The 20,438-nt window shown below is 60.7% G+C and carries 12 protein-coding genes; 7 read left to right on the top strand and 5 right to left on the bottom strand.

The genetic code is table 11. From position 1 onward, the window contains the following. Nucleotides 1-189: 189 nt before the first annotated feature. From G392_RS0101765 to metF, 4 genes are read right to left on the bottom strand one after another with little or no spacing between them, the layout of a single operon-like run. On the bottom strand, nt 190-2,043 hold the full coding sequence (locus tag G392_RS0101765; RefSeq protein WP_084165888.1) for an FHA domain-containing protein: 1,854 nt from the start codon (nt 2,041-2,043) through the stop codon (nt 190-192). Nucleotides 2,044-2,058: 15 nt separating this feature from the next. Next, the gene (locus G392_RS12950) at nt 2,059-3,900 is read right to left on the bottom strand and encodes a protein kinase domain-containing protein (protein WP_051255512.1); all 1,842 of its coding nucleotides are present in this window, start codon (nt 3,898-3,900) and stop codon (nt 2,059-2,061) included. Nucleotides 3,901-3,911: 11 nt separating this feature from the next. Next, a complete protein-coding gene (locus tag G392_RS11810) occupies nt 3,912-5,057 on the bottom strand; it encodes a PP2C family protein-serine/threonine phosphatase (protein ID WP_051255511.1) in 1,146 nt (381 codons plus the stop codon). A 24-nt stretch (nt 5,058-5,081) separates the two neighbouring features. After that, on the bottom strand, nt 5,082-5,921 hold the full coding sequence (gene metF, locus G392_RS0101750; RefSeq protein ID WP_027008834.1) for a methylenetetrahydrofolate reductase [NAD(P)H]: 840 nt from the start codon (nt 5,919-5,921) through the stop codon (nt 5,082-5,084). 251 nt (nt 5,922-6,172) lie between these two features. Here metF and lpdA point away from each other — a divergent pair, with 251 nt between their 5' ends. From lpdA to recB, 7 genes are all read left to right on the top strand, one after another. Then, entirely contained in the window at nt 6,173-7,969 is a 1,797-nt protein-coding gene (gene lpdA, locus G392_RS0101745; protein WP_027008833.1) for a dihydrolipoyl dehydrogenase, read from the top strand. A gap of 108 nt (nt 7,970-8,077) precedes the next feature. Beyond that, complete coding sequence (gene lysS, locus G392_RS0101740) at nt 8,078-9,586, top strand: lysine--tRNA ligase (RefSeq protein ID WP_027008832.1); 1,509 nt, start codon at nt 8,078-8,080, stop codon at nt 9,584-9,586. A gap of 171 nt (nt 9,587-9,757) precedes the next feature. Further along, nucleotides 9,758-10,597, top strand: coding sequence for a basic amino acid ABC transporter substrate-binding protein (locus tag G392_RS0101735; RefSeq protein ID WP_027008831.1), 840 nt, complete (start codon nt 9,758-9,760; stop codon nt 10,595-10,597). Nucleotides 10,598-10,717: 120 nt separating this feature from the next. Next, a complete protein-coding gene (locus tag G392_RS0101730; RefSeq protein ID WP_027008830.1) occupies nt 10,718-11,695 on the top strand; it encodes a malate dehydrogenase in 978 nt (325 codons plus the stop codon). Between the two features lie 107 nt (nt 11,696-11,802). After that, a complete protein-coding gene (locus G392_RS11805) occupies nt 11,803-13,611 on the top strand; it encodes a Na/Pi cotransporter family protein (RefSeq protein WP_245571902.1) in 1,809 nt (602 codons plus the stop codon). 130 nt (nt 13,612-13,741) lie between these two features. Further along, nucleotides 13,742-14,458: a rhomboid family intramembrane serine protease gene (locus G392_RS11800; protein ID WP_169718725.1), complete on the top strand. Its 717-nt coding sequence runs from the start codon at nt 13,742-13,744 to the stop codon at nt 14,456-14,458. A 1-nt stretch (nt 14,459) separates the two neighbouring features. Then, the gene (gene recB / locus G392_RS0101715) at nt 14,460-17,981 is read left to right on the top strand and encodes an exodeoxyribonuclease V subunit beta (protein WP_027008829.1); all 3,522 of its coding nucleotides are present in this window, start codon (nt 14,460-14,462) and stop codon (nt 17,979-17,981) included. Nucleotides 17,982-18,381: 400 nt separating this feature from the next. On the opposite strand, the gene G392_RS0101710 is transcribed toward recB, so the two are convergent. Further along, a complete protein-coding gene (locus G392_RS0101710) occupies nt 18,382-20,343 on the bottom strand; it encodes a transglutaminase TgpA family protein (RefSeq protein ID WP_027008828.1) in 1,962 nt (653 codons plus the stop codon). Between the last annotated feature and the right edge of the window lie 95 nt (nt 20,344-20,438).

The following is a 20,438-nucleotide window of genomic DNA, read 5'->3' as shown; positions in this document are numbered from 1 at the left end:
TCATCATTTAAATTTTTCTACTGAAAATCAGTGCAATATAACAAATGCCGTCATGCCCGCGCATGCGGGTATCCACTGTGCAATACTTGGCAAGCCATGTTTTATCAAGGTTTGCTTGAACTTATTGTTAGATTCCCGCCTGCGCGGGCATGACGGCGCGGCGTTTTTTCAGTCAATTGATGACACGCCCTAGTGGCGGACAAGGCGGTAGGTGGCTTGGGACGTGCCGAAACACACGGTCTGACCGATGTCCAGTGCGGCGGATTGCACCGCACTGCCGTCAATCAGCGTGCCGTTGGTGGATTGGCAGTCGTCAATATGCACGCTGCCGTCCGCACCCACCCGCACAAGGGCATGGTAGCCCGAAATTTCGGGGTGCGTGAAGCAGACGTCGTTGTCGGCGGCGCGTCCGATGCGGTATTGCTGCCCCGCCATCAGCGCGATGTCGGGCCAATCCGCCGTTTGCGCCTGCAAACGCGCCACAGGGGCAACTTGTGTCCGCGCCGCGCCGAAGCGGAATGCGGCAATGCCGGCATCTGCCGTCAGTTGCAGCACGTCGCCGTCCTGCAACAGGGTTTGCCCGCGCACGGGATGCCCGTTGACAAATGTGCCGTTGGTGCTGCCCGCGTCTTCGACATACACGCCGTGTCCGTCAAAATACAGGGTCAAATGGTGGGCGGACACGGTCGGGTGGGCAATCACCACGTCGCAGTCGCTGCCGCGCCCGACACGCAGCCGTTGCTGCGGATAAACGGTCAGTTGCGCCACCGCACCGGCAAGGGCGTGCAATACGGCGGGCGTGCCGTGCGGCGCGTTGGCAGCTTGGCGGGTATGGCGCATTTCGGTTTTCGGGGCGGGCGCGGGCTGCGGGCGCGGCGCGGCAGACGGCGCTTCCGGCGCGGCACGGCGGTTTTGCTTGACGGCGCGTTTGCGGCGCAACACCCACAGCAGCAGTTTGAAGGCAATCACGCAGGCAAGCAGCACCAATGTGCCAATCATCAGCAGGGGAATGAAGGTGTAGGGTTTTTCCGCCGCCGTTTTCACAAAACGGATGATGGCGTCCAGCCAGTTGGCGGCCACCGCTTCCGCCCCGCCGCAACGCCCCGTAATCTGTGTAAACGGTATTTGCTGTTTGCGCAGCAAAGCAGCCGCTTCGCTGTTGGCAACGGCGGTTTGGTTTTTGCCGATTTGCACCGTTGCCACCGCCTGTCCGCAACGGTTGAGCAAGGGCCCGCCGCGCATGCTGCCCTGCACTTGTGCGCCGTGTTCCCATGCGTCTGCCGCGCCGCTTTTCACATGGCGTTCGAGCATGCCCTGCACGCTGACGGCGTTCAGATAGCCCGCTTCGTCAAACGCGCCCCGCTTCGCCGCCAATTGGTCGGACACGCCCTCCATGCCCACCGCAAACACGGGCGTGCCGCGTTCGGCAAACTGCGCGTCTGCCAGTGCCACCGGCTTGCCTTTGAGCATGCGCGGGTCTTTTACCGCCAGCACCGCCAAGCCGCGCCTGCCGTCTGCCAGCACCGTGTCGGCAGGCAGCAATGCCAGCTTCGGCGACACCGCCGTGACCACAAATGCCCGCACTTTGCCGTCGCCGCCGTTGTAGCGCATGCCCGCTTTGTCGGTGTAAAACACTTCGGTGCCGCCCACATCTGCCGCCACCGCAGCCGCCGTCAGCAAATGCCCCTGCTTGGACACCACATAGGCAGAGCCCGTTGTCAGCAGCAAATAAGGCTGCGCCCCGTATTGGAACACCAGCCCGCTTCCGCCCGCTTCGCGCAGCTTGCCCGAAGATTTGCTTTGCAGGTGCAGGCCGTCAAACGGCGCAACCGCAAAGCCTTTGTTGTCCAAAGCGGGGCGGTAGGACGTGCCGCTTTGCAGCGCAAACTCCTTGGGCAGGGGCAGCCCCAGCCACACGCGGTACACCGACTGCTGCGCCGCCCGCACGTCGGGATAGTCGTCTGCGCGCACGGGCAGCGCCGCCAACAGCCACAACAGCCATACATATCGTGTTTTGATTTTCACCGCTACACCCTTTCTCATCGATTGGTTTGTTGGTTAATTGGCAGATTCTTCATCGTTTTCGATTTTCTCGCCCTCAACGGGCGGGGCGGGACGGCGGGTTTCTTCCACCAGCTCGCCCTGCTTGAATATGCCTTCGCTGCGCCCGACTTCTTCGCCGCCGTCCAAGCGAATCAGCCTGCCTTTGCCTTCCCACAGCGCGTTTTTAAACCCGCCTTCGTAGCGGAAGGTCAGCCCGTTTTCGCGGTAGCTGCACACGGCGGTGTTTTTCAACTGGTTGAACTCGCCCTTGCACGCGGGAGCGTCTTTCATGCCCGTCATCGTGCCTTTGCCCATGATGCGGTCGTTGGCAAACGCGCCTTCGTAGGAGGCGCCGTTTTTGTACACAATCACGCCTTCGCCTTGCAATTTGCCGCGCACATAGCCGCCGCGATACGATTGGGCGGCGGAGTTCGCGCCCATGATGTATTCGCCTTCGCCGTGTTTTTGGTCGTTTTTCCATGTGCCGGTGTAGCGGCTGCCTTTGGGATAGGTACACGACACCGTGCCTTCGCGTTTGTTGTTGACGATGCTGCCTTCGCACACCGTGCCGTCCGCAAACACCAGCTTGCCGTCCGCATCGTTTGCTTTGCCGTTTTCGATGCGCCCGCTAAAGGTGGCTTTTTTGCCCGCCACCGTCAGGCTCAATTCGCCGCGATAGGGTTTGCCGTCTTCGCGCACCGCCGCCGCGCCCTGCCCGTCCGTTTGCCCTTTTTTGCCGGCAAAATAGCCGTAGGTGCCGATGCCCGCCGCCCCGCCAATCAGCAGCAAACGCAACAGCGATGCCGCACAGCCGCCGCCCGATTTTTTCGGCTTGGACGGCTTGGGCGTGGTGCGTTGCGGCTGCGGACGTGCTTTCTGCAGGTTTTGACCGTCCGCCCCGCCCGCCGGTGCTGCTGCCGGAGAAAACCACTTTTTCACCCGCTCCCGCCACGACCCGCCCTGCGCCTGCCCCGCCTTGCCCATCAGGGCGTTTTGCATGTCAAACGCGTTTTGAAAACGGTCGGACGCATGCACGTTCAAGCCCTTGTCGATGGGGGCGAGCCAATACTGCGGATAACGCCGCGCATAAGGATTGCGCCGCACCAACGCTTCGTAGGGGTCGTGTTTTTGCACGCGGTCGGGCGCTTCCGGCGGCAGCTCGCCCGTGATTGCCTGATGCAGGCACGCCGCCAAGCCGTACACGTCCAAAGCGGGGGTGTAGGGCCCGCGATTGCTGTATTGCTCGATGGGCGCAAAACCGGGCGTGAGAATCTGCTCGAGCGGACGGCTGTTGCGGCTGACGGTAATCCGCGCCGAGCCGAAGTCAATCAAAGTCGGCACATGCCCGTTTGCCAACAAAATATTGGCAGGCTTGATGTCGCGGTGCAGCAGGCCCTGCTCGTGAATGTATTTCAAGCCCTCCAGCAGGGGAATGAAAATCCGTTCCAAATCGGCGCGGTCGGGAACGGTGTGGGCATTAATCCAATCCAGCAGCGTGGTGTCGCCCAGATACGGCATCACAAAATACGCCGTGCCGTGGTTTTCAAACATGTCGCTGACTTTGACCACGTTCGGGTGGCTCAATTGGTGCAGCCACTGCGCTTCTTTGTAAAAGCTTTGCAAGCCCGATTGGAACAGGGCTTCTTCCTGATTGCTCCGCGCCGTTACCATGCCGTCCACGCGGGTGGCGGTGTCGGGAAAATACTCCTTAATCACATGATGCGAACCCAGCAGCACATGACGCGCCAAATAGGTAATGCCGAACGCGCCCGCCCCCAGCACGCGCTCGATGTGGTAGGTGTTGTTGTGAAGCAGATGCCCGGACGGCAGGGCATCATGGCGGTAGTCGATACTCATAACGTTGTTTTCTAATCGGTTTGCGAAGCGGAAACGGCGGAAGCTGCGGCAGGGGCGGACGCCTCACTGCCCGCAAGCGGCACGGCGGCGGCGGAAGCGGGTGCAGACGCAGTCGGGGCAGGCGGCGGCGCAGATGCGGGCAGGGGTGCGGATACGGCGGAAGCGGCGGCGGGAGGTGCCGCGTTCGGTTGCGCCGACCCACCCTTCTCCGCCGCAAACAGAAACAACAACACCCCCGCCACCACCACCGCCGCCAAAGCCATGCCCGCCAGCACCGGCACCCAAGACACCGCGTTTTTTTCCGGCTGTGCCGCCGCCGCACGCTGCGCCCGTGCCGCCGTGCTGCCGCGTTTTTTGTTGTTGCGGGTAATCGGATTGGCAACCGTGCGCACCGCCGGCGGACGGCGAATCAGAATCAGGCTGGCATTGTCCTGACCGGGCTTGTCCTTATCGCGCACCGCCGCCAACAGCTTCGTGCCGCAATCGTCCAAATCCGCAGCATAACGCTCCAACAACGCCGCCATTTCGCCTTCGGGCGCATCGTTCAGCGTTTGCAGCCCGTCGCTCGCCATCAGCAGCAGGGCATCGGGCAGCAGCATGCCCGACTGCAAATCGATGCGCGGAATGTCGCGCCCCATCACCGCGCTGGTAATGGCATGGCGCGAAGGATGTTGCTCGGCTTCTTCGCGGCTGATTTGCCCCGCCCGCACCAGCTTTTCCAAATCGGCGGCAAACGCATGGTTGGCATTGATACGGCGCAATCCGCTTGCATCGTCAAACACATACAAAGGGCTGTCGCCCACGCTGACAAAGCTGTACGCCCCGCTTTGGCGGTTGAGCAGCAGCGCCAGCAAAGTCGTCCCCATGCCTTCCGTTTCCGGACGGACGGTGATGATGCGTGCAATGGCGTTGTTGGCGGCGTACAAAGCCTGTTTGAGCAGGGCTTCGGGCTGCGCGGACGCGCCGTGCGCTTCCACATGGTCGGAAAACGCTTTGGCGGCGGTTTCGGCAGCCAAACTGCCGTTGCGGTGCCCGCCCATGCCGTCTGCGAGAATGTGCAGGGTGGTGTGTTCGCCGACAATCAGGTTGCGCACGCAATCTTGCTGTTCGTCCCGCGCGCCCTGCGTCTGCTTTTCGGTAAAAAAGGGGGGAAGCATATTTCGGTTTCCTTTCGGCGCGGGCTAGTAGCCCAAACGCTGGCAGATGGTGGACGACAAGCCCGCTTGGTTGAGCGTGTAAAAATGCAGTCCGGGCGCACCTTCGCGCAGCAGGCGTTGGCACATTTCCGTGACCACGTCCAATGCCAGCGCCTTAATCGCCGCCGTGTCGTCCGCATACGATTGCAGCTTCAGGCGCAGCCAGCGCGGAATTTCCGCACCGCAGGCATCGGAAAAACGCGCCAGCTTGGCAAATCCGGCAACGGGCATGATGCCCGGCACGATGGGAATGTCCACGCCGCGCCCCTGCACGTCGTCCACAAAACGGAAGTAGGCATCGGCATTGTAAAAATATTGGGTAATCGCCGAATCCGCGCCCGCTTTGACTTTGCGGACGAAGTGGTTGATGTCGTCTTCGGCACTGCGCGCCTGCGGGTGGTATTCGGGATACGCCGCCACTTCCACATGAAAGTCGTTGCCGTGTTCGGTTTTAATCAGCTCGACCAATTCGTTGGCATAGCGCAAGCCGTCCGCACCGAAGCCGATGCCCGAAGGAATGTCGCCGCGCAGGGCAACGATGTGGCGCACGCCCATGCGTTTGTATTCTGCCAGCAGGGTTTTGATTTCGTCTGCCCGCATGCCGATGCAGGGCAGGTGCGGTGCGGCGGGCGTGCCTTCGCCCAAGATGTCGCCCACCGTTTGCAGCGTGCCTGTGCGGGTGCTGCCGCCCGCGCCCGATGTGCAGGAAAAAAAGTCGGGACGGAACTGGCTCAATTGTTTGCGGGTGATGACCTGTTTGGCGCGTCCTTCGGGCGTGCGCGTGGGGAAAAATTCAAAACTCAATTTGGGGGCGTAGGTTTTCATCAACATTCCTTTTCGGTTTGAAACCCCGCCGTTGGCGGCGGTACGGGGCGCAACCCTGACGGCAGTCGGGCAAAACCCCGAACTTAACGCGTAAAGCCCGCTTTGGCAAGTGCGCCGTGCAAAAGCGGGCGTGGCGGCGGCGCAAACGTCAAAAACGAGACACCGTCATGCCCACACACAGGTGGGGTATAATGGGCGTTTTTGCGGACGGAGGGCGACGCTTCGTCCCGATTTGTTGAGAAAGGCAAAACATGAGCTTGATTGAACTGAAAGTCCCCGACATCGGCGGACACGAAAACGTGGACGTTATCGCCGTGGAAATCAAAGCAGGCGACACGGTCAACGTGGACGACACTTTGGTTACGCTGGAAACCGACAAAGCCACGATGGACGTTCCCGCCACCGCCGCAGGCGTGGTGAAAGAAGTGAAAGTGGCGGTGGGCGGCAAAATTTCCGAAGGCGGCGTGATTGCCGTGATTGAAGCCGCCGCCGGTGCGCCCGCCGCCGCGCCGTCTGAAAAAACCGAACAAGCCGCACCCGTTCAGGCAGCCGCGCCCGCGCCGCAAGCCGCCGCGTTCTCCGGCAGCAGCGATGCCGAATACGATGTGGTGGTACTCGGCGGCGGGCCGGGCGGTTATTCCGCCGCGTTTGCCGCCGCCGATGCTGGTTTGAAAACCGCCATTGTCGAGCAATACGCCACTTTGGGCGGCGTGTGTCTGAACGTGGGCTGCATTCCGTCCAAAGCCCTGCTGCACAACGCGGCGGTGATTGATGAAGTGCGCCACCTTGCCGCCAACGGCATCAAATACCCCGAACCCGAAATTGACATTGACCAACTGCGTGCCTACAAAGAAAAAGTCATCGGCAAACTGACGGGCGGTTTGGCGGGTATGGCGAAAGCGCGGAAAGTGGACATTATTCGCGGGCGCGGCGAATTTGTTTCCGCCAACCACATTCGCGTTGCCCTGACCGAAAGCAGCCAATACGAACAGGCAAACGAAACGGGCGAACACCAAACCATCGCCTTTAAAAACGCCGTCATCGCCGTAGGCAGCCGCGTGGTGAACCTGCCGTTTATCCCGCAAGACCCGCGCATCGTGGACAGCACGGGCGCATTGGAACTGCGTCAGAACGGCGGCAGGCTGCCTGAAAAAATGCTGATTATCGGCGGCGGCATCATCGGCTTGGAAATGGGCACGGTGTACAGCACGCTCGGCACGCGCTTGGACGTGGTGGAAATGATGGACGGACTGATGCAGGGCGCAGACCGCGACTTGGTAAAAGTGTGGGAAAAAATGAACGCCCACCGCTTCGACAACATCATGACCAACACCAAAACCGTTGCCGTAGAAGCCAAATCAGACGGCATTTACGTATCGTTTGAAGGCGAAAAAGCCCCGCAAGAACCGCAACGTTACGATATGGTGCTGGTGGCGGCGGGACGTGCGCCCAACGGCAAACTGTGCGGCGCGGACAAAGCGGGCGTGGCGGTGAGCGAGCGCGGCTTTATTGAAGTGGACAAACAGCAGCGCACCAACGTTCCCCATATTTACGCCATCGGCGACGTGGTCGGACAACCGATGCTGGCGCACAAAGCCGTGCATGAGGGACACGTTGCCGCCGAAAACTGCGCCGGACACAAAGCCTATTTTGATGCCCGCGTGATTCCGGGCGTGGCGTACACCGACCCCGAAGTGGCGTGGGTGGGCGTTACCGAAGAAATCGCCAAGCGCGACAACATCAAGATTAACAAAGCCGTGTTCCCTTGGGCGGCGAGCGGACGCGCCATCGCCAACGGTCGCGATGAAGGCTTTACCAAATTGATTTTTGACGCGGAAACGGGTCGCATCATCGGCGGCGGCATGGTCGGCACGCACGCGGGCGACATGATTGGCGAAATCTGTTTGGCGATTGAAATGGGCTGCGATGCCGAAGACATCGGCAAAACCATTCACCCGCATCCGACTTTGGGCGAAAGCATCGGCATGGCGGCGGAAGTGGCGCTCGGTGTGTGTACCGATTTGCCGCCGCAGCGCAAACGCAAATAAACCCCGCGCCCCGTTCCCCGCCGAACGGGGCGTTTTTTCCGCCCGATGCTTTGTAAAAGGCAGAAAAACGGCGTAAAATGCGCGTTTTTTGCCGTTTTGTTAGCGAACATGACCGAAACACACGATACCCAAGACCCCGTGCAGGACGAAAACCAAATCATCACCCTGCGCCGCGAAAAACTCAATCAAATCCGCAGCGAAGGCATTGCCTTTCCCAACGGCTTCCGCCGCGATGCCTTTGCCGCCGACTTGCAGGCGCAGTACGGCGCATTGTCCAAAGAAGAACTTGACCCGCAAAACATTCCCGTGAAAATCGCGGGGCGCATGATGCTCAAACGCGCGATGGGCAAGGCGAGCTTTGCCACCGTGCAGGATATGGGCGGACAAATCCAGTTGTATATCAATAATCAAGGCGTGGGCGAGGCGGCGCACGAGGCGTTCAAACATTGGGACATGGGCGATATTGTCGGCGCAGAAGGCACGCTGTTCAAAACCAATCACGGCGAATTGACCGTGCGCGTATCCAAGCTGCATTTGTTGAGCAAATCGCTGCGTCCCCTGCCGAGCAAGTTTCACGGTTTGTCCGACCAAGAAACCAAATACCGCCAACGTTATGTGGATTTGATGGCGAATGCCGATTCGCGCGAGATTTTTATTAAGCGCAGCCAAATCATTCAAACCATTCGTCAATTTATGGTGGACGAGCGTTATTTGGAAGTGGAAACGCCGATGATGCACCCGATTCCGGGTGGGGCGGCGGCGAAGCCGTTTGTTACGCACCACAATGCGCTGGACATGCCGCTTTATTTGCGGATTGCGCCGGAGTTGTATTTGAAACGGCTGGTGGTGGGCGGTTTGGAGCGGGTGTTTGAAATCAACCGCAATTTCCGCAACGAGGGCATGTCGCCGCGCCACAATCCCGAATTTACCATGATGGAGTTTTACGAGGCGTTTTGCGGTTACGAACGCATGATGGAAATGACAGAAAACGTGATTCGTGCCGCCGCCAAAGCGGTTTCAGGCAGCCTGAACATCCAATACAACGGCAAAGAAGTGGATTTGGCAAGCCCGTTTGAACGCCTGACGATTGTGGGCGCGATTAAAAAATTTAATCCGCACTACACGGACGAACAATTAAACGATGCTGGCTGGCTGAAAAAAGAAATTGTGAAACACGGCGAAAGCCTACCGCACGCGGGCGGTTTGGGCAGTTTGCAACTGGCTTTGTTTGAAGGCTGCGCGGAAAGCAAATTGTGGAACCCCACTTTTATCGTGGATTATCCCGTAGAAGTGTCGCCGCTTGCCCGCGCCTCCGACAGCAATCCGGCTTTGACGGAACGTTTTGAATTGTTTGTGGTCGGGCGCGAATTGGCGAACGGCTATTCGGAATTGAACGACCCCGAAGACCAAGCGGCGCGTTTCAAGGCGCAGGTGGCGCAAAAAGACGCGGGCGACGATGAAGCCATGCACTACGATGCCGACTACATCCGCGCCATGGAATACGGCCTGCCGCCAACGGGCGGTTGCGGCATCGGCATCGACCGCTTGGTGATGCTGCTGACGGACGCGCAAACCATTCGCGATGTGGTGTTGTTCCCGCAGATGCGCCCCGAATAAATTCCCCCGCCCCGTCCAAGCAGCCCGTCTGCTTGGATTTTTGTTTTTGCGGCGCATTTCCCCGCCCTGCCCTTTCAAACTGTAAAGAAATTGTGATAAACTGTAAACAAACCCTACCACACGCCCCGCAACACGGCGGGGTTTTGACCACCAAATGAAGGAAACAAACGAATGAAAACTTGGCTGGCGGCAGGCATTTCCTGCGCGGTATTGGCATTGGCAGGCTGCGGCGGCGGCACATCATCGGGCAGCGCGGCGTCCGCCCCCGCATCGGGCGGCAACGGCAAAGTGTTCCGCGTGGCGATGAACGCCGAATTTGCCCCCTTCGAATCGCAAGACGAAAACAAAAACATTCACGGCTTCGACGTGGATTTGCTCAACGCCATGGCAGAAGCGGGCGGCTTCCAAGTCCAATTCCAACACCAGCCGTGGGACAGCCTGTTTCCCGCACTGGGCAACGGCGACGTGGACGTGCTGGCTTCCGCCATCACCATCACCGATGAACGCAAACAGAGCATGGACTTCACCGAGCCTTACTACCAAATCAAACAGGTCGTCCTCGTGCCTGCCGCCAAAAACGTCCAATCCATCGAAGACGTGAAAAAACTGCCCAAAGTCGGCGTGGTTACCGGACAAACGGGCGACTTTGCCGCGCAAAAACTGTTTGGCGCAACCAGCCCCAACATCGCCCGCTTTGAAAACGTCAATCTGATGATTAAAGAAGTGGAAAACGGCGGATTGTCCGCCGCCATCAGCGACAGCGCCGTCATCGCCCACTACATCAAAAACAATGCCAACAAAGGCTTTACCATGGTGGAAGTGCCCGATTTTGAAACCGAAAACTACGGCTTTGCCGTCCGCAAAGGCGATGCCGACAAGCTGAAGCTGCTCAACGACGCGCTCAAACAGGTGCGCGACAACGGTACCTACGCCCAAATCGAGCAAAAATACTTTGCCGATGCCGCACCTGCCGCCGCTTCGGACAACGCGTCTGCCGCCGCAGCGCAATAAGCGGCTTGCAAAAAAACGCCAATTTGATATGATTCGGGCGGGGCAAGCTGCCTACACGGCACAACACGCCCCGCACAAGCAAGCGATTGTCTTTCCTACCCACACCGGAGAATCCCCCTTATGAAACAACCCGTTCGTGTTGCCGTTACCGGCGCAGCCGGTCAAATCGGCTATGCATTGCTGTTCCGCATCGCTTCCGGCGAAATGCTGGGCAAAGACCAGCCCGTGATTTTGCAACTGCTGGATTTGCCGCAGGCGCAAAACGCCGTCAAAGGCGTGATGATGGAATTGCAGGACTGCGCCTTCCCCCTGCTGGCGGGCATGGTCGCCACAGACGACCCCGAAGTGGCGTTCAAAGATGCCGACGTGGCGATTTTGGTGGGTGCGCGTCCGCGCGGGCCGGGCATGGAACGCGCCGACCTGTTGCAGGCCAACGCGCAAATCTTCACCGTTCAGGGCGCGGCATTGAACAAAGTCGCCAGCCGCGATGTGAAAGTTTTGGTGGTCGGCAACCCCGCCAACACCAACGCCTACATTGCCATGAAGTCCGCGCCCGACCTTCCCGCGAAAAACTTCACCGCCATGCTGCGCCTCGACCACAACCGCGCCGCCAGCCAAATCGCCGAGAAAACCGGCAAAGCCGTGGGCGAGATTGAAAAACTGTGCGTGTGGGGCAACCACTCCCCGACCATGTACGCCGACTACCGTTTCGCCACCATCGGCGGCGAAAGCGTGAAAGCGCTGATTAACGACCAAGTGTGGAACGCCGACGTGTTCCTGCCCACAGTCGGCAAACGCGGCGCGGCGATTATTGAAGCACGCGGTTTGTCTTCCGCCGCTTCCGCCGCCAATGCCGCGATTGACCATATCCGCGATTGGGTGCTGGGCAGCAACGGCCAATGGGTAACCATGGGCGTGCCGTCTGACGGCTCTTACGGCATTCCCGAAGGCGTGATGTTCGGCTTCCCCGTTACCTGCGAAAACGGCGAATACCAAATCGTTCAGGGTTTGGAAATTGACGCGTTCAGCCAAGAGCGCATCAACAAAACTTTGAAAGAATTGGAAGAAGAAAAAGACGGCGTGAAAGATTTGCTGTAACGCCACGCAATTGGGGCGTGTCATCGCGATGACGCGCCGCATTCTGCCCGCAAACTTCAGGCAGCGCCACGCGTTTGGTGCTGCCTGAAAAACCGTTTGGAAGCCCCATGATGTCCCGCCCTGCGCTTAAATTGTTCAAACCAATGATTTTGTTGGCAGTATCTGCCGCTCTTGCCGCTTCGTTCTGGTATAGCGGCGCGTGGATGAAGCTGTGTTACGGCTTGGCTTTGTTTTTGTTCGGCATGCAGTGCATCGAGGAAGGGCTGCACAATGCCGCCGGCGGCACGCTGGAAAAGCTGATGGCAAAAAGCACCGCCACCCCCGTCAAGGGGCTGATGTTCGGCATCGGCGCAACCTTTGTGCTGCAATCGAGTACTTTGGTGTCGTTGCTGACCATTGCGTTTTTGAGCACCGGCATGATTACGCTGGCGGGCGGTTTGGCGATTATTTTCGGAACGAATTTGGGCGCGACAAGCGGTATTTGGCTGTTGGCGATGGCGGGGCAGAGCATCAGCCTGAGTCCCGCCGCCGTGCCGATGCTGGTGTTTGGCATTTTGGCGGGCTTTTTCAGCAATAAGGCAAAGGCCATCGGGCGGGTGTTGGTGGGGATTTCGCTGATTTTTCTCGGCATCGATGCGATTAAGGGCGGCTTTCAGGCGATTGGCGGACAAATCGATTTCACTTCGGTGCAGGTGAGCGGCATTGCCGAAATTTTGATTTTTTGCGGCATCGGGCTGCTGCTGACGCTGGTGTTGCAGTCGTCCCACGCCACGCTGATTCTCACGCTGGCGGCGCTGGCGGGCGGGCAAATCAGCATGGAGCAGGGCTTTGCGGTGGCGATGGGGTCGAATGTCGGCACGTCCGCCTCCACCGCCGTGGTCGGCATGCTCGGCAGCGAACGGAGCGGCAAGCGTTTGGCATTGGCGCACCTGATTTTCAACAGCGTAACCGCGCTGCTGTCGCTGCTGCTGTGGTATCCGCTTACCCGCGCCGTCGCCGCCGTCGCCCAAGCCACCGGCATGAACGCGCTGCTGCAACTGGCATTGTTCCACAGCGTGTTCAACCTGCTCGGCTTGGCGGTGTTTTGGCGTTTGCAAAACCGCTTGGCAGACAAATTGCAACAGTGGATTCCCGAACGCGCCGCCGCAGGGCTGTTGCCCGAAAACAGCGAAGCGGTGCGCCCGCGCTTTTTGCACGCCAACATGCTGCGTTCCGGCGACACCGCCCTGCGTGCCGTGTTTCAGGAAATCCGCCACCTTGCCGATTTGAGCTTGGAAGTCATCTGCCACGCCCTGTACGTTCCCGCCGACCGCCTGTACCGCTATTGCGGCACCGAGCCGCTGCCCGCCCCGCAACGGCCTTTGGAAAGCAATGTGCAATCGTTTTACGAATGGCAAATCAAACCCCTGTACAGCGATATTTTGGACTTTACCAGCAAAATCGACAGCGACGGCAACGAAACGTGCCGCCAACAACTGACCACCGCCCACCTTGCCGCGTTTCAAATGGTTGAGATTGTCAAAGAAAGCAAGCATCTGCAAAAAAATCTGCAACGCTTTTTGCAAGACGCGCAATCGCCCGTGCATCAGGACTACCTTGCCCTGCGCCAACACCTCACCGACACCCTGTGCCGTTTTCATGCCGCCGCCCACATTCCCGCCCGCAGCAGCGAATGGCAGGCACACCTTGACGCATTTGCCGCCCACACCGACACGCTGGACGGCTTGCGCGGACAAATTCTCGCCAAACTGCGCCGCGATGAAATCGACGGTTTGCTGGCTTCATCGCTGATGAACGATTTGAACTACGCCCACCGCATCGGCACGGGTTTGCTGGAAGTGCTGCACAATGCCGCCGATGCCTTTGCCGCTTCCGCCGCCCCGCCCGAACACGGTGCGGCGCGGGTCGTCAATTAACCGAAAAACACCGCGCCGCCATGCCCGCGCAGGGCGTTGGTGAAACACCGCTTGTCAAGCATCGGGCAGTAGCTTCCCACCCGCGCGGAAACGACGGAACAGACCTTTTTCAATCCCATACATGGATTTTATGCTGAACAAACACCTGATTCATCTGCTGATTGGCGCAAACGTGCTGCTGTTTTTGGCGCGGTTTGCGCTGCCCGATTTGGACGCACTCGCCGCGCAATGGCCCGTGCGCCACCCCGACTACCGCCATTGGCAGTGGTTTACCGCGCCGTTCATGCACAAGGATTTGCTGCATTTGCTGTTTAATATGTACGGTTTGGCGGTGTTCGGCGCACCTTTGCTGCAATATTGGGGCGCACGGCGGTTTGCGCTGCTGTATTTCGGCGGGGCGTTGGCGGGGGCGTTGTGTTATACGGCGTGGCAGGCTTATCAAATCGAAGCGGCAGCCGATGCGCTCGCCGCCGCCGTTTCGGTGTCGCCCGCGCAGTTTTGGGAAGCCTTGACGGCGGGGCAGACGGGTGCGCCCGCCGAGTTTTGGCGTTTGCTGAACACTTATGCTCTGGGGGCTTCGGGGGCGGTGTTTGCGGTGTTGGCGGCGTTTTCGCTGTGTTTCGGCGAAACCCGTTTGTCGCTGTTGTTTCTGCCCGTTTCGTTTCCCGCCAAGTATTTTGTGGCGGGGCTGGTGGCGTATGAGGCGTTCGCGCAGGTAAGCGGGTTTTCGCTGTTTGGGGCGAACATCGCGCATTTGGCGCACATCGGCGGGGCGTTGTGCGGTTGGGCGTTGGCGTGGTATTGGCTGCGCCGTCCGCGCCGCAGGGTGTTGCGGGTGGTGAAGTAAGATGGCGGTATTCGACCCGCTCGCCGTGCCGCTTGACGGCACGAATTTGATTGAGGCTTCGGCAGGCACGGGCAAAACGTGGAACATCGCCGCGCTGTTTGCGCGGCTGGTGGTGTGGGAACAGGCAGATGTGGCGGAAATTTTGGTGGTTACGTTTACCAAGGCGGCAACGGCGGAGCTGAAAACCCGTTTGCGGGCGCGTTTGGACGGGGCGTTGTCGGTGTTGCGGCGTTGTGCGGACGCGGATTTTGCAGACGGGGCGCTGGCGCAATATTGTGCGGGCGATGATTTTCTGCTGCGCTTGTTGCAGGGCGGTTTGGCACGGGAGGGGGCGGCGCGGCTGATGCTGCGTTTGCAGGCGGCGGTGAGCGGTTTTGACAATGCGGCGGTGTACACCATTCACGGTTTTTGCCAGCGTGTGCTGCAGGATTATGCGTTTTTCTGCCAAGTGCCGTTTGAGATTGAGTTGGACGAGTCGGGCGAAAGCGGGCGGCAGTTGGCGTTTGCCGAAGATTTTTGGCGCAAATACGTTGCCGATGATGCGCTGTATGCGGAATTGGCGTACCGCCGCCGCCACACGCCGCAAACGGTTTTGGCGCAGTTGCGTCCGTTTGTGCCGCGCCCGTATTTGCACGCCGATTGTGCCGATGCGGGCGCGTATGCGGCGGCGCGGCGCGAGTTTGAGCAGTGTTGGCAGCGCGACCGTGCGGACGCGGAAGCGGCGTTTTGGCGGCTGCACCCCGCGCTCAACGGCACCCGTTTCCGCAAAAACACCTTTGCCGGCAAATTCGCCGAACTCGCCCGCAACCGCAGTCCGTATCCGCCCGCGCCCGCCGCCGTGCGCGACTGCTTGTACAACCGCAATGGCGAAAATCCGTTTGCCGAAGATTTTGTCCGCGCCAATCTCAAGAAAAACGCCGCCGTGCCGGAAAGCGACATCGCCGCGCTCGCGCCCTTGGCGGATTTGGCAGACGCCGCCGCCCGCGCCGCCGATGCCGAACAACAGGCGTGGACGGCATTGGGTTTGCGCCTGCTGGCGCATGTGCGCGACCGCCGCCGCGAACACAAAAAACAACACCCGCAGCGCGTGTTTGACGATTTGCTGCTGGACGTTGCCGCCGCACTCGATGCGGACGCGCCGCACGCCGCCGCACTCGCCCAAAGCCTGTCGCGCACTTGGCGTTTCGCGCTGATTGACGAATTTCAAGACACCGACCCTTTGCAATACGCACTGTTCCGCACCGCCTTTGCCGACACCGGCACGCCGCTTTTTCTGGTGGGCGACCCCAAACAGGCGATTTACGGCTTTCGCGGCGCGGACATTTTTGCCTATCTGCAAGCCGCCGCCGATGCCGCCGACCGCCGCTACACGCTCGACACCAACCGCCGCAACCACCGCGCCCTCAACCAAAGCATCGATGCCCTGTTTGCGCGGACGCAGCCTTTCGTTTTGCCACAAATCGCCTACCCGCCCGTACGCGCCCACCGCGAACATACCCGCCTGACGGACGGCGGCGCGGCCGTACAGGTGCGCTGGCTCAACGAAAGCGAAGGCGAAACCGCCGCCGCGCTGGAACAACGCGCCGCCGAATGGTGCGCCGCCGAAACCGCCACCCTGCTGGGCGGACACACCCGCATACGCGGCGGCCACCACACCGAACGCCCCCTGCGCGCCGGCGACATCGCCGTTTTGGTGCGCCGCCGCAAAGACGGCGAACGGGTGCGCCGCGCCTTGAAAAAACGGCACATTCACAGCGTATTGCACAGCCAAAACAACATCTTTACCGAAGCCGAAGCCGAAGCCTGCGCCGCACTCTTGGCGTTTTTCCTGCAACCGCAGCAAAACGACGTTTTAAACTTCATCTTGGCGGGCGTACTGTTTGAATACCCCGCTTCCGCCCTGCAAGCCTTGAATCGGGACGAAACCCGCCGCGCCCTGTGGACGGAGTCGGCACAACAGGCTGCGGACGATTGGCAACAAGCAGGCATTTACGCCGCCCTACAGGGCTTTTTCGCCCGCCACGGCGTGGAAACGCGCCTGCTGGCACAGCGCAACGAACGCGCCCTCACCAATCTGCATCAGGTGATGGAACTGCTCGCCGCCGAAAACGAACACTGCCACAGCCCCGCCTCCCTGCTGCAATGGCTGCAACGGCGCATCGCCGATGCACACGGCGGCAAAGGTCGCGAAGAAGACACCTTGCGGCTGGAAAGCGATGACGAATTGGTGAAAATCGTTACCGTCCACGCCGCCAAAGGGCTGCAATATCCGGTGGTGCTGTGTCCGTTTGCGTGGAAGGCGGGCGGCAAACCGCAGGGCGCGTGGCACATCGTCCACCAACACGGCACAGCACGGCTACTGCCCGACCACGATGCCGATGATGCGGTGCGCGAACAACTGGCGCGGGAAGCACTGTCGGAAGACCTGCGTTTGCTCTACGTTGCCCTGACCCGCGCCGAAGAACGGCTGTACCTGTATGCCGCCGCGTATCGGGACGGCGGCGGCAGTGCGCCCGCGTATCTGTTGGACGCGGCAGACGATGCCAAACACGAAGCCGCCTACCGCCAACATTGGCAGCAGTTCGCCCAACGCCACGCCCTGCATTGGCACGGATACGCCGCCCCCGCCCCTGCCGCCGCACCCGCGCCCGCCGACACCCCCGCACCCGTGTACCGCGCCGCCGCGTTTGCCCCGCGCCGCTTCCGCTTCGTCCGCCACACCAGCTTCACGGGGCTGTTGCGCCAAAGCGAACGCATCGCCGAACGCCGTCTTGCCCAATTGCCCGCCCCCGCCGAACACGAAACCGCCGAAGCGGCACACGCAACACCGCCGCCCGCCGCGCCCGACATTCACGGCTTTCCGCACGGCACGGCGGCAGGTTTGTGCCTGCACGCCGTATTGGAACAAAACCTGTTTGCCGCCGACCCCGAGCGCACCCGCCAACTGTTGCAGCAGCACGGTTTTGATGCCGGCCTGTGGCAGGACACCGTTGCCGCACTGCTCGAACGCACCCGCCGCACCCCGCTTTTGCCGGACGGCACGGCACTGGACGCATTCCGCCCCGACCAACGCCTGACCGAAACCGCCTTCGTGCTGCACCAAAACGACTTCAGCCCCGCCGCCTTCCGCGCCATGCTGGACGATGCCCCCGACATCATCCGCCGCGCCGCCGCCGCACTGGATTTTCACAGCGTGCGCGGCTACCTGAACGGCACCATCGACCTGCTCTGCCGCGACCGTGCGGGACGCACCCTGCTGGTCGATTACAAATCCAACCGCTTGGGCGACCATGCCGCCGCCTACACCCCCGCCGCGCTCGATGCGGCGATGGCGGAACACCAATACTGCCTGCAAGCCGTGATTTACGCCCTTGCCGCCGCCCGCTACCTGCACCGGCGCGGCGCGATGCCCCCCACCCTGCACGTGCGCTACCTGTTTTTGCGCGGGCTGGACGGCACAAGCGGGCGCGGCGTGTGGGCATGGGACATCGACACGGCACGGCTGACGGCACATTTTCCATAAACGGACGGCGTTTTTGCCAAGCCGATAAGGTGCGCCGTCCGGTGCTTAAGCCGCATCACCAATTGACCGCAAAACCGAAAACGCGCCGCACCGTCATACCCGCACAGGCGGGAATCCAAGCCGAAGCACGAGAAACCTTGATAAAACATGGCTTGCCAAGCATCGGGAGATGGATTCCCACATTCGCGGGAATGACGAAATTTTTTATATTTCACTGATTTTCAGCAGAAAAATTTAAATGATGACACGCCATAGGCGGAAATCCACTGTCCGATGACCTGCAAGCAATGTTTTTTCAAGATTTGTTTGAATGTGTTGTCGGATTCCTGCCCGCGCGGGCATGACGACACCGTGTTTTTTCCGTCAATTGATGATGTGCTCCGACACGCCGCGCCAAACGTCAATCCGCACCGCGCTGCCGTTTTTTTGCCCATTTTGCCACGCGGGCGTACCAAGCGCGGGCTTCGTGCGGCGGCGGCGCATCGGCTCGGGCGTATGCCAATTCAATGTATTGGCGCAATAAAACCTGCGCGGCTTCCGGCACGCCGTCCGCTTGGAGCAAATCCAAGGGCCCTGTGGCAGCGAAATCGCCGTGTCCGTCAGCCGTCAGCGTGTGTTTGAGTAGGGCGAAGCCGTCTTCAAGCGGACGGATGTCGCGCCGCCGCGAACGCCGCCACCACAGCAGCAGGGGCAATGCCGCCAGCGCCGCCGCCAATACCGCCAACAACAACGCCCCGCCCCACGACCAACGTTCCAAGCCCAATTTCGCCAACAGGTTGCGCTGGCGGTCGCCATCGTAGTTGATGACCCATTGTTGCCAATAAAAACGGCTGCGGTCGAGCAGGCGCGTCCATGTGCGGTTGGCGGTGAAGGCGGCGGCTTCGCTTTCGGGCAGGGCTTGTTCCACGCTGCCGTTGATGCGGACGGCGGCAACGGCGGCGGTGGGGTCGATGCGTTGCCACACGCCTTGTTCGGGCAGCCAGATTTCCGTCCATGCGTGGGCGTCTTTGCTGCGGATTTGCCAAAAGCCGCCCGCTTCGTTGTATTCGCCGCCCTGATAGCCGGTTACCACCCGTGCAGGCACGCCCGCCGCCCGCATCATCACGGTAAAGGCATCGGCGTAGTGTTCGCAAAAGCCTTGTTTGCTGTCGAAAACAAATTGGTCGGTGCTGTCTTGTCCGTGCAATACGGGCGGTTTGAGGGTGTAGGTGAAGCCTTGCCGGAAATGGCGGTAGGCAGCTTGGGCGAAACGGGCGGGGTCGTTGCCGTTGTCGCGCAGCAGTTGTTGTGCGAAGGCGCGGGTGCGCGGGTTGGTGTCGGGCGGCAGGGCGGTGTACAGGCGGCGCTCGAAAGCCGACAATTCGGCTTGTGCCAGCTTGCCGTCCAAATCTGCCTGCAGGCGCACGCGGCGCACGCCCAAGCGGCTGCGTACCCGCAACACGCCGCCCGCTTCGCGCCACATGCCCCGTTGCGACACGGGCAGGGCGTGTTCCAACACGGGCAAACGCCCTTTTTCGTCTTCGGCAATAATCTGGTAGGCAACGGTTTTGCCCGAAGCGGCGGGCAGTGCGCTGTCGTTGTATTCGTTCAACACCATTTGCCATGCGCCGTTTTGGTAGTCCGACAACAGCATCACCCGCCAATAAAGCTGTTGCGGCTGCGGCACAAAGCCGTTGTCAAACGTGGCGGCAAATGCCGGTTCGTTGCTTTGCACCAGTTCGCCGATGCTGCCGGGCTTCATGCGTTCGGACATGCCCGTCCTGCCTTTGGCGGTGTTTTGCGGCACGCCCCACAAGGGCGCATCGCGGCGCGGCACGGCGACAAACAACACCGCCATCAGGGGCAGGGTGAGCAAAAATGCGGTCGCGCTCTGCCGCAGCGCCGCCGTCAGACGCATTTCGTTCAGCAGTGCCAGCGACACCGCCATCAGCATCAGGCACGCCAGCACCCACACGCCCGTGAGCAGGTCTTGGTCGAACAACACCGCGCCCGCCGTCAGAAACAGCATCACCAACACCAGCACCTGCCAGTCGCGGCGGCTTTTGCCTTCAAACGACTTAAGCAGCGACAGCATCAGCAAAAACGCAATCCCGCCCTGCAAGCCGAACAGCGTTCCCGCCGCCCGCCACACCAGCAGCATCGCCGCCGCCAACAGCAGCAGCAACTGCCAGCCCGCCAATGCCCGCACCCCTGCCTGCAACAGCACCGCCCGCAACAGCCAACATCCCGCAAACACCGCCGCCACCGCCGCCGGCAATTGCCACAGCAAGGGCAGCGACACCGCCGCCAAAGCACACAAGGCGAACATCGTCGCCCGAACATCGGGGTGTTTTTCCAAAAACGGGGCGTGGGCAAACAGCATCGGCGGCTCGGCAATCGTTATGACAAACAGCCATTATAATACCGTTTGACCGCCGCACGGGGGTGGTTTTCCGCCGCGCCTGCGCGTCATCATCG

The organism is Conchiformibius kuhniae DSM 17694 (assembly GCF_000428785.1).
GTDB classification, from domain to species: Bacteria; Pseudomonadota; Gammaproteobacteria; order Burkholderiales; family Neisseriaceae; genus Conchiformibius; species Conchiformibius kuhniae.
The sequence above is the reverse complement of the archived record's forward strand: the minus strand, read 5'-3'. Positions and strand labels throughout refer to the sequence as shown.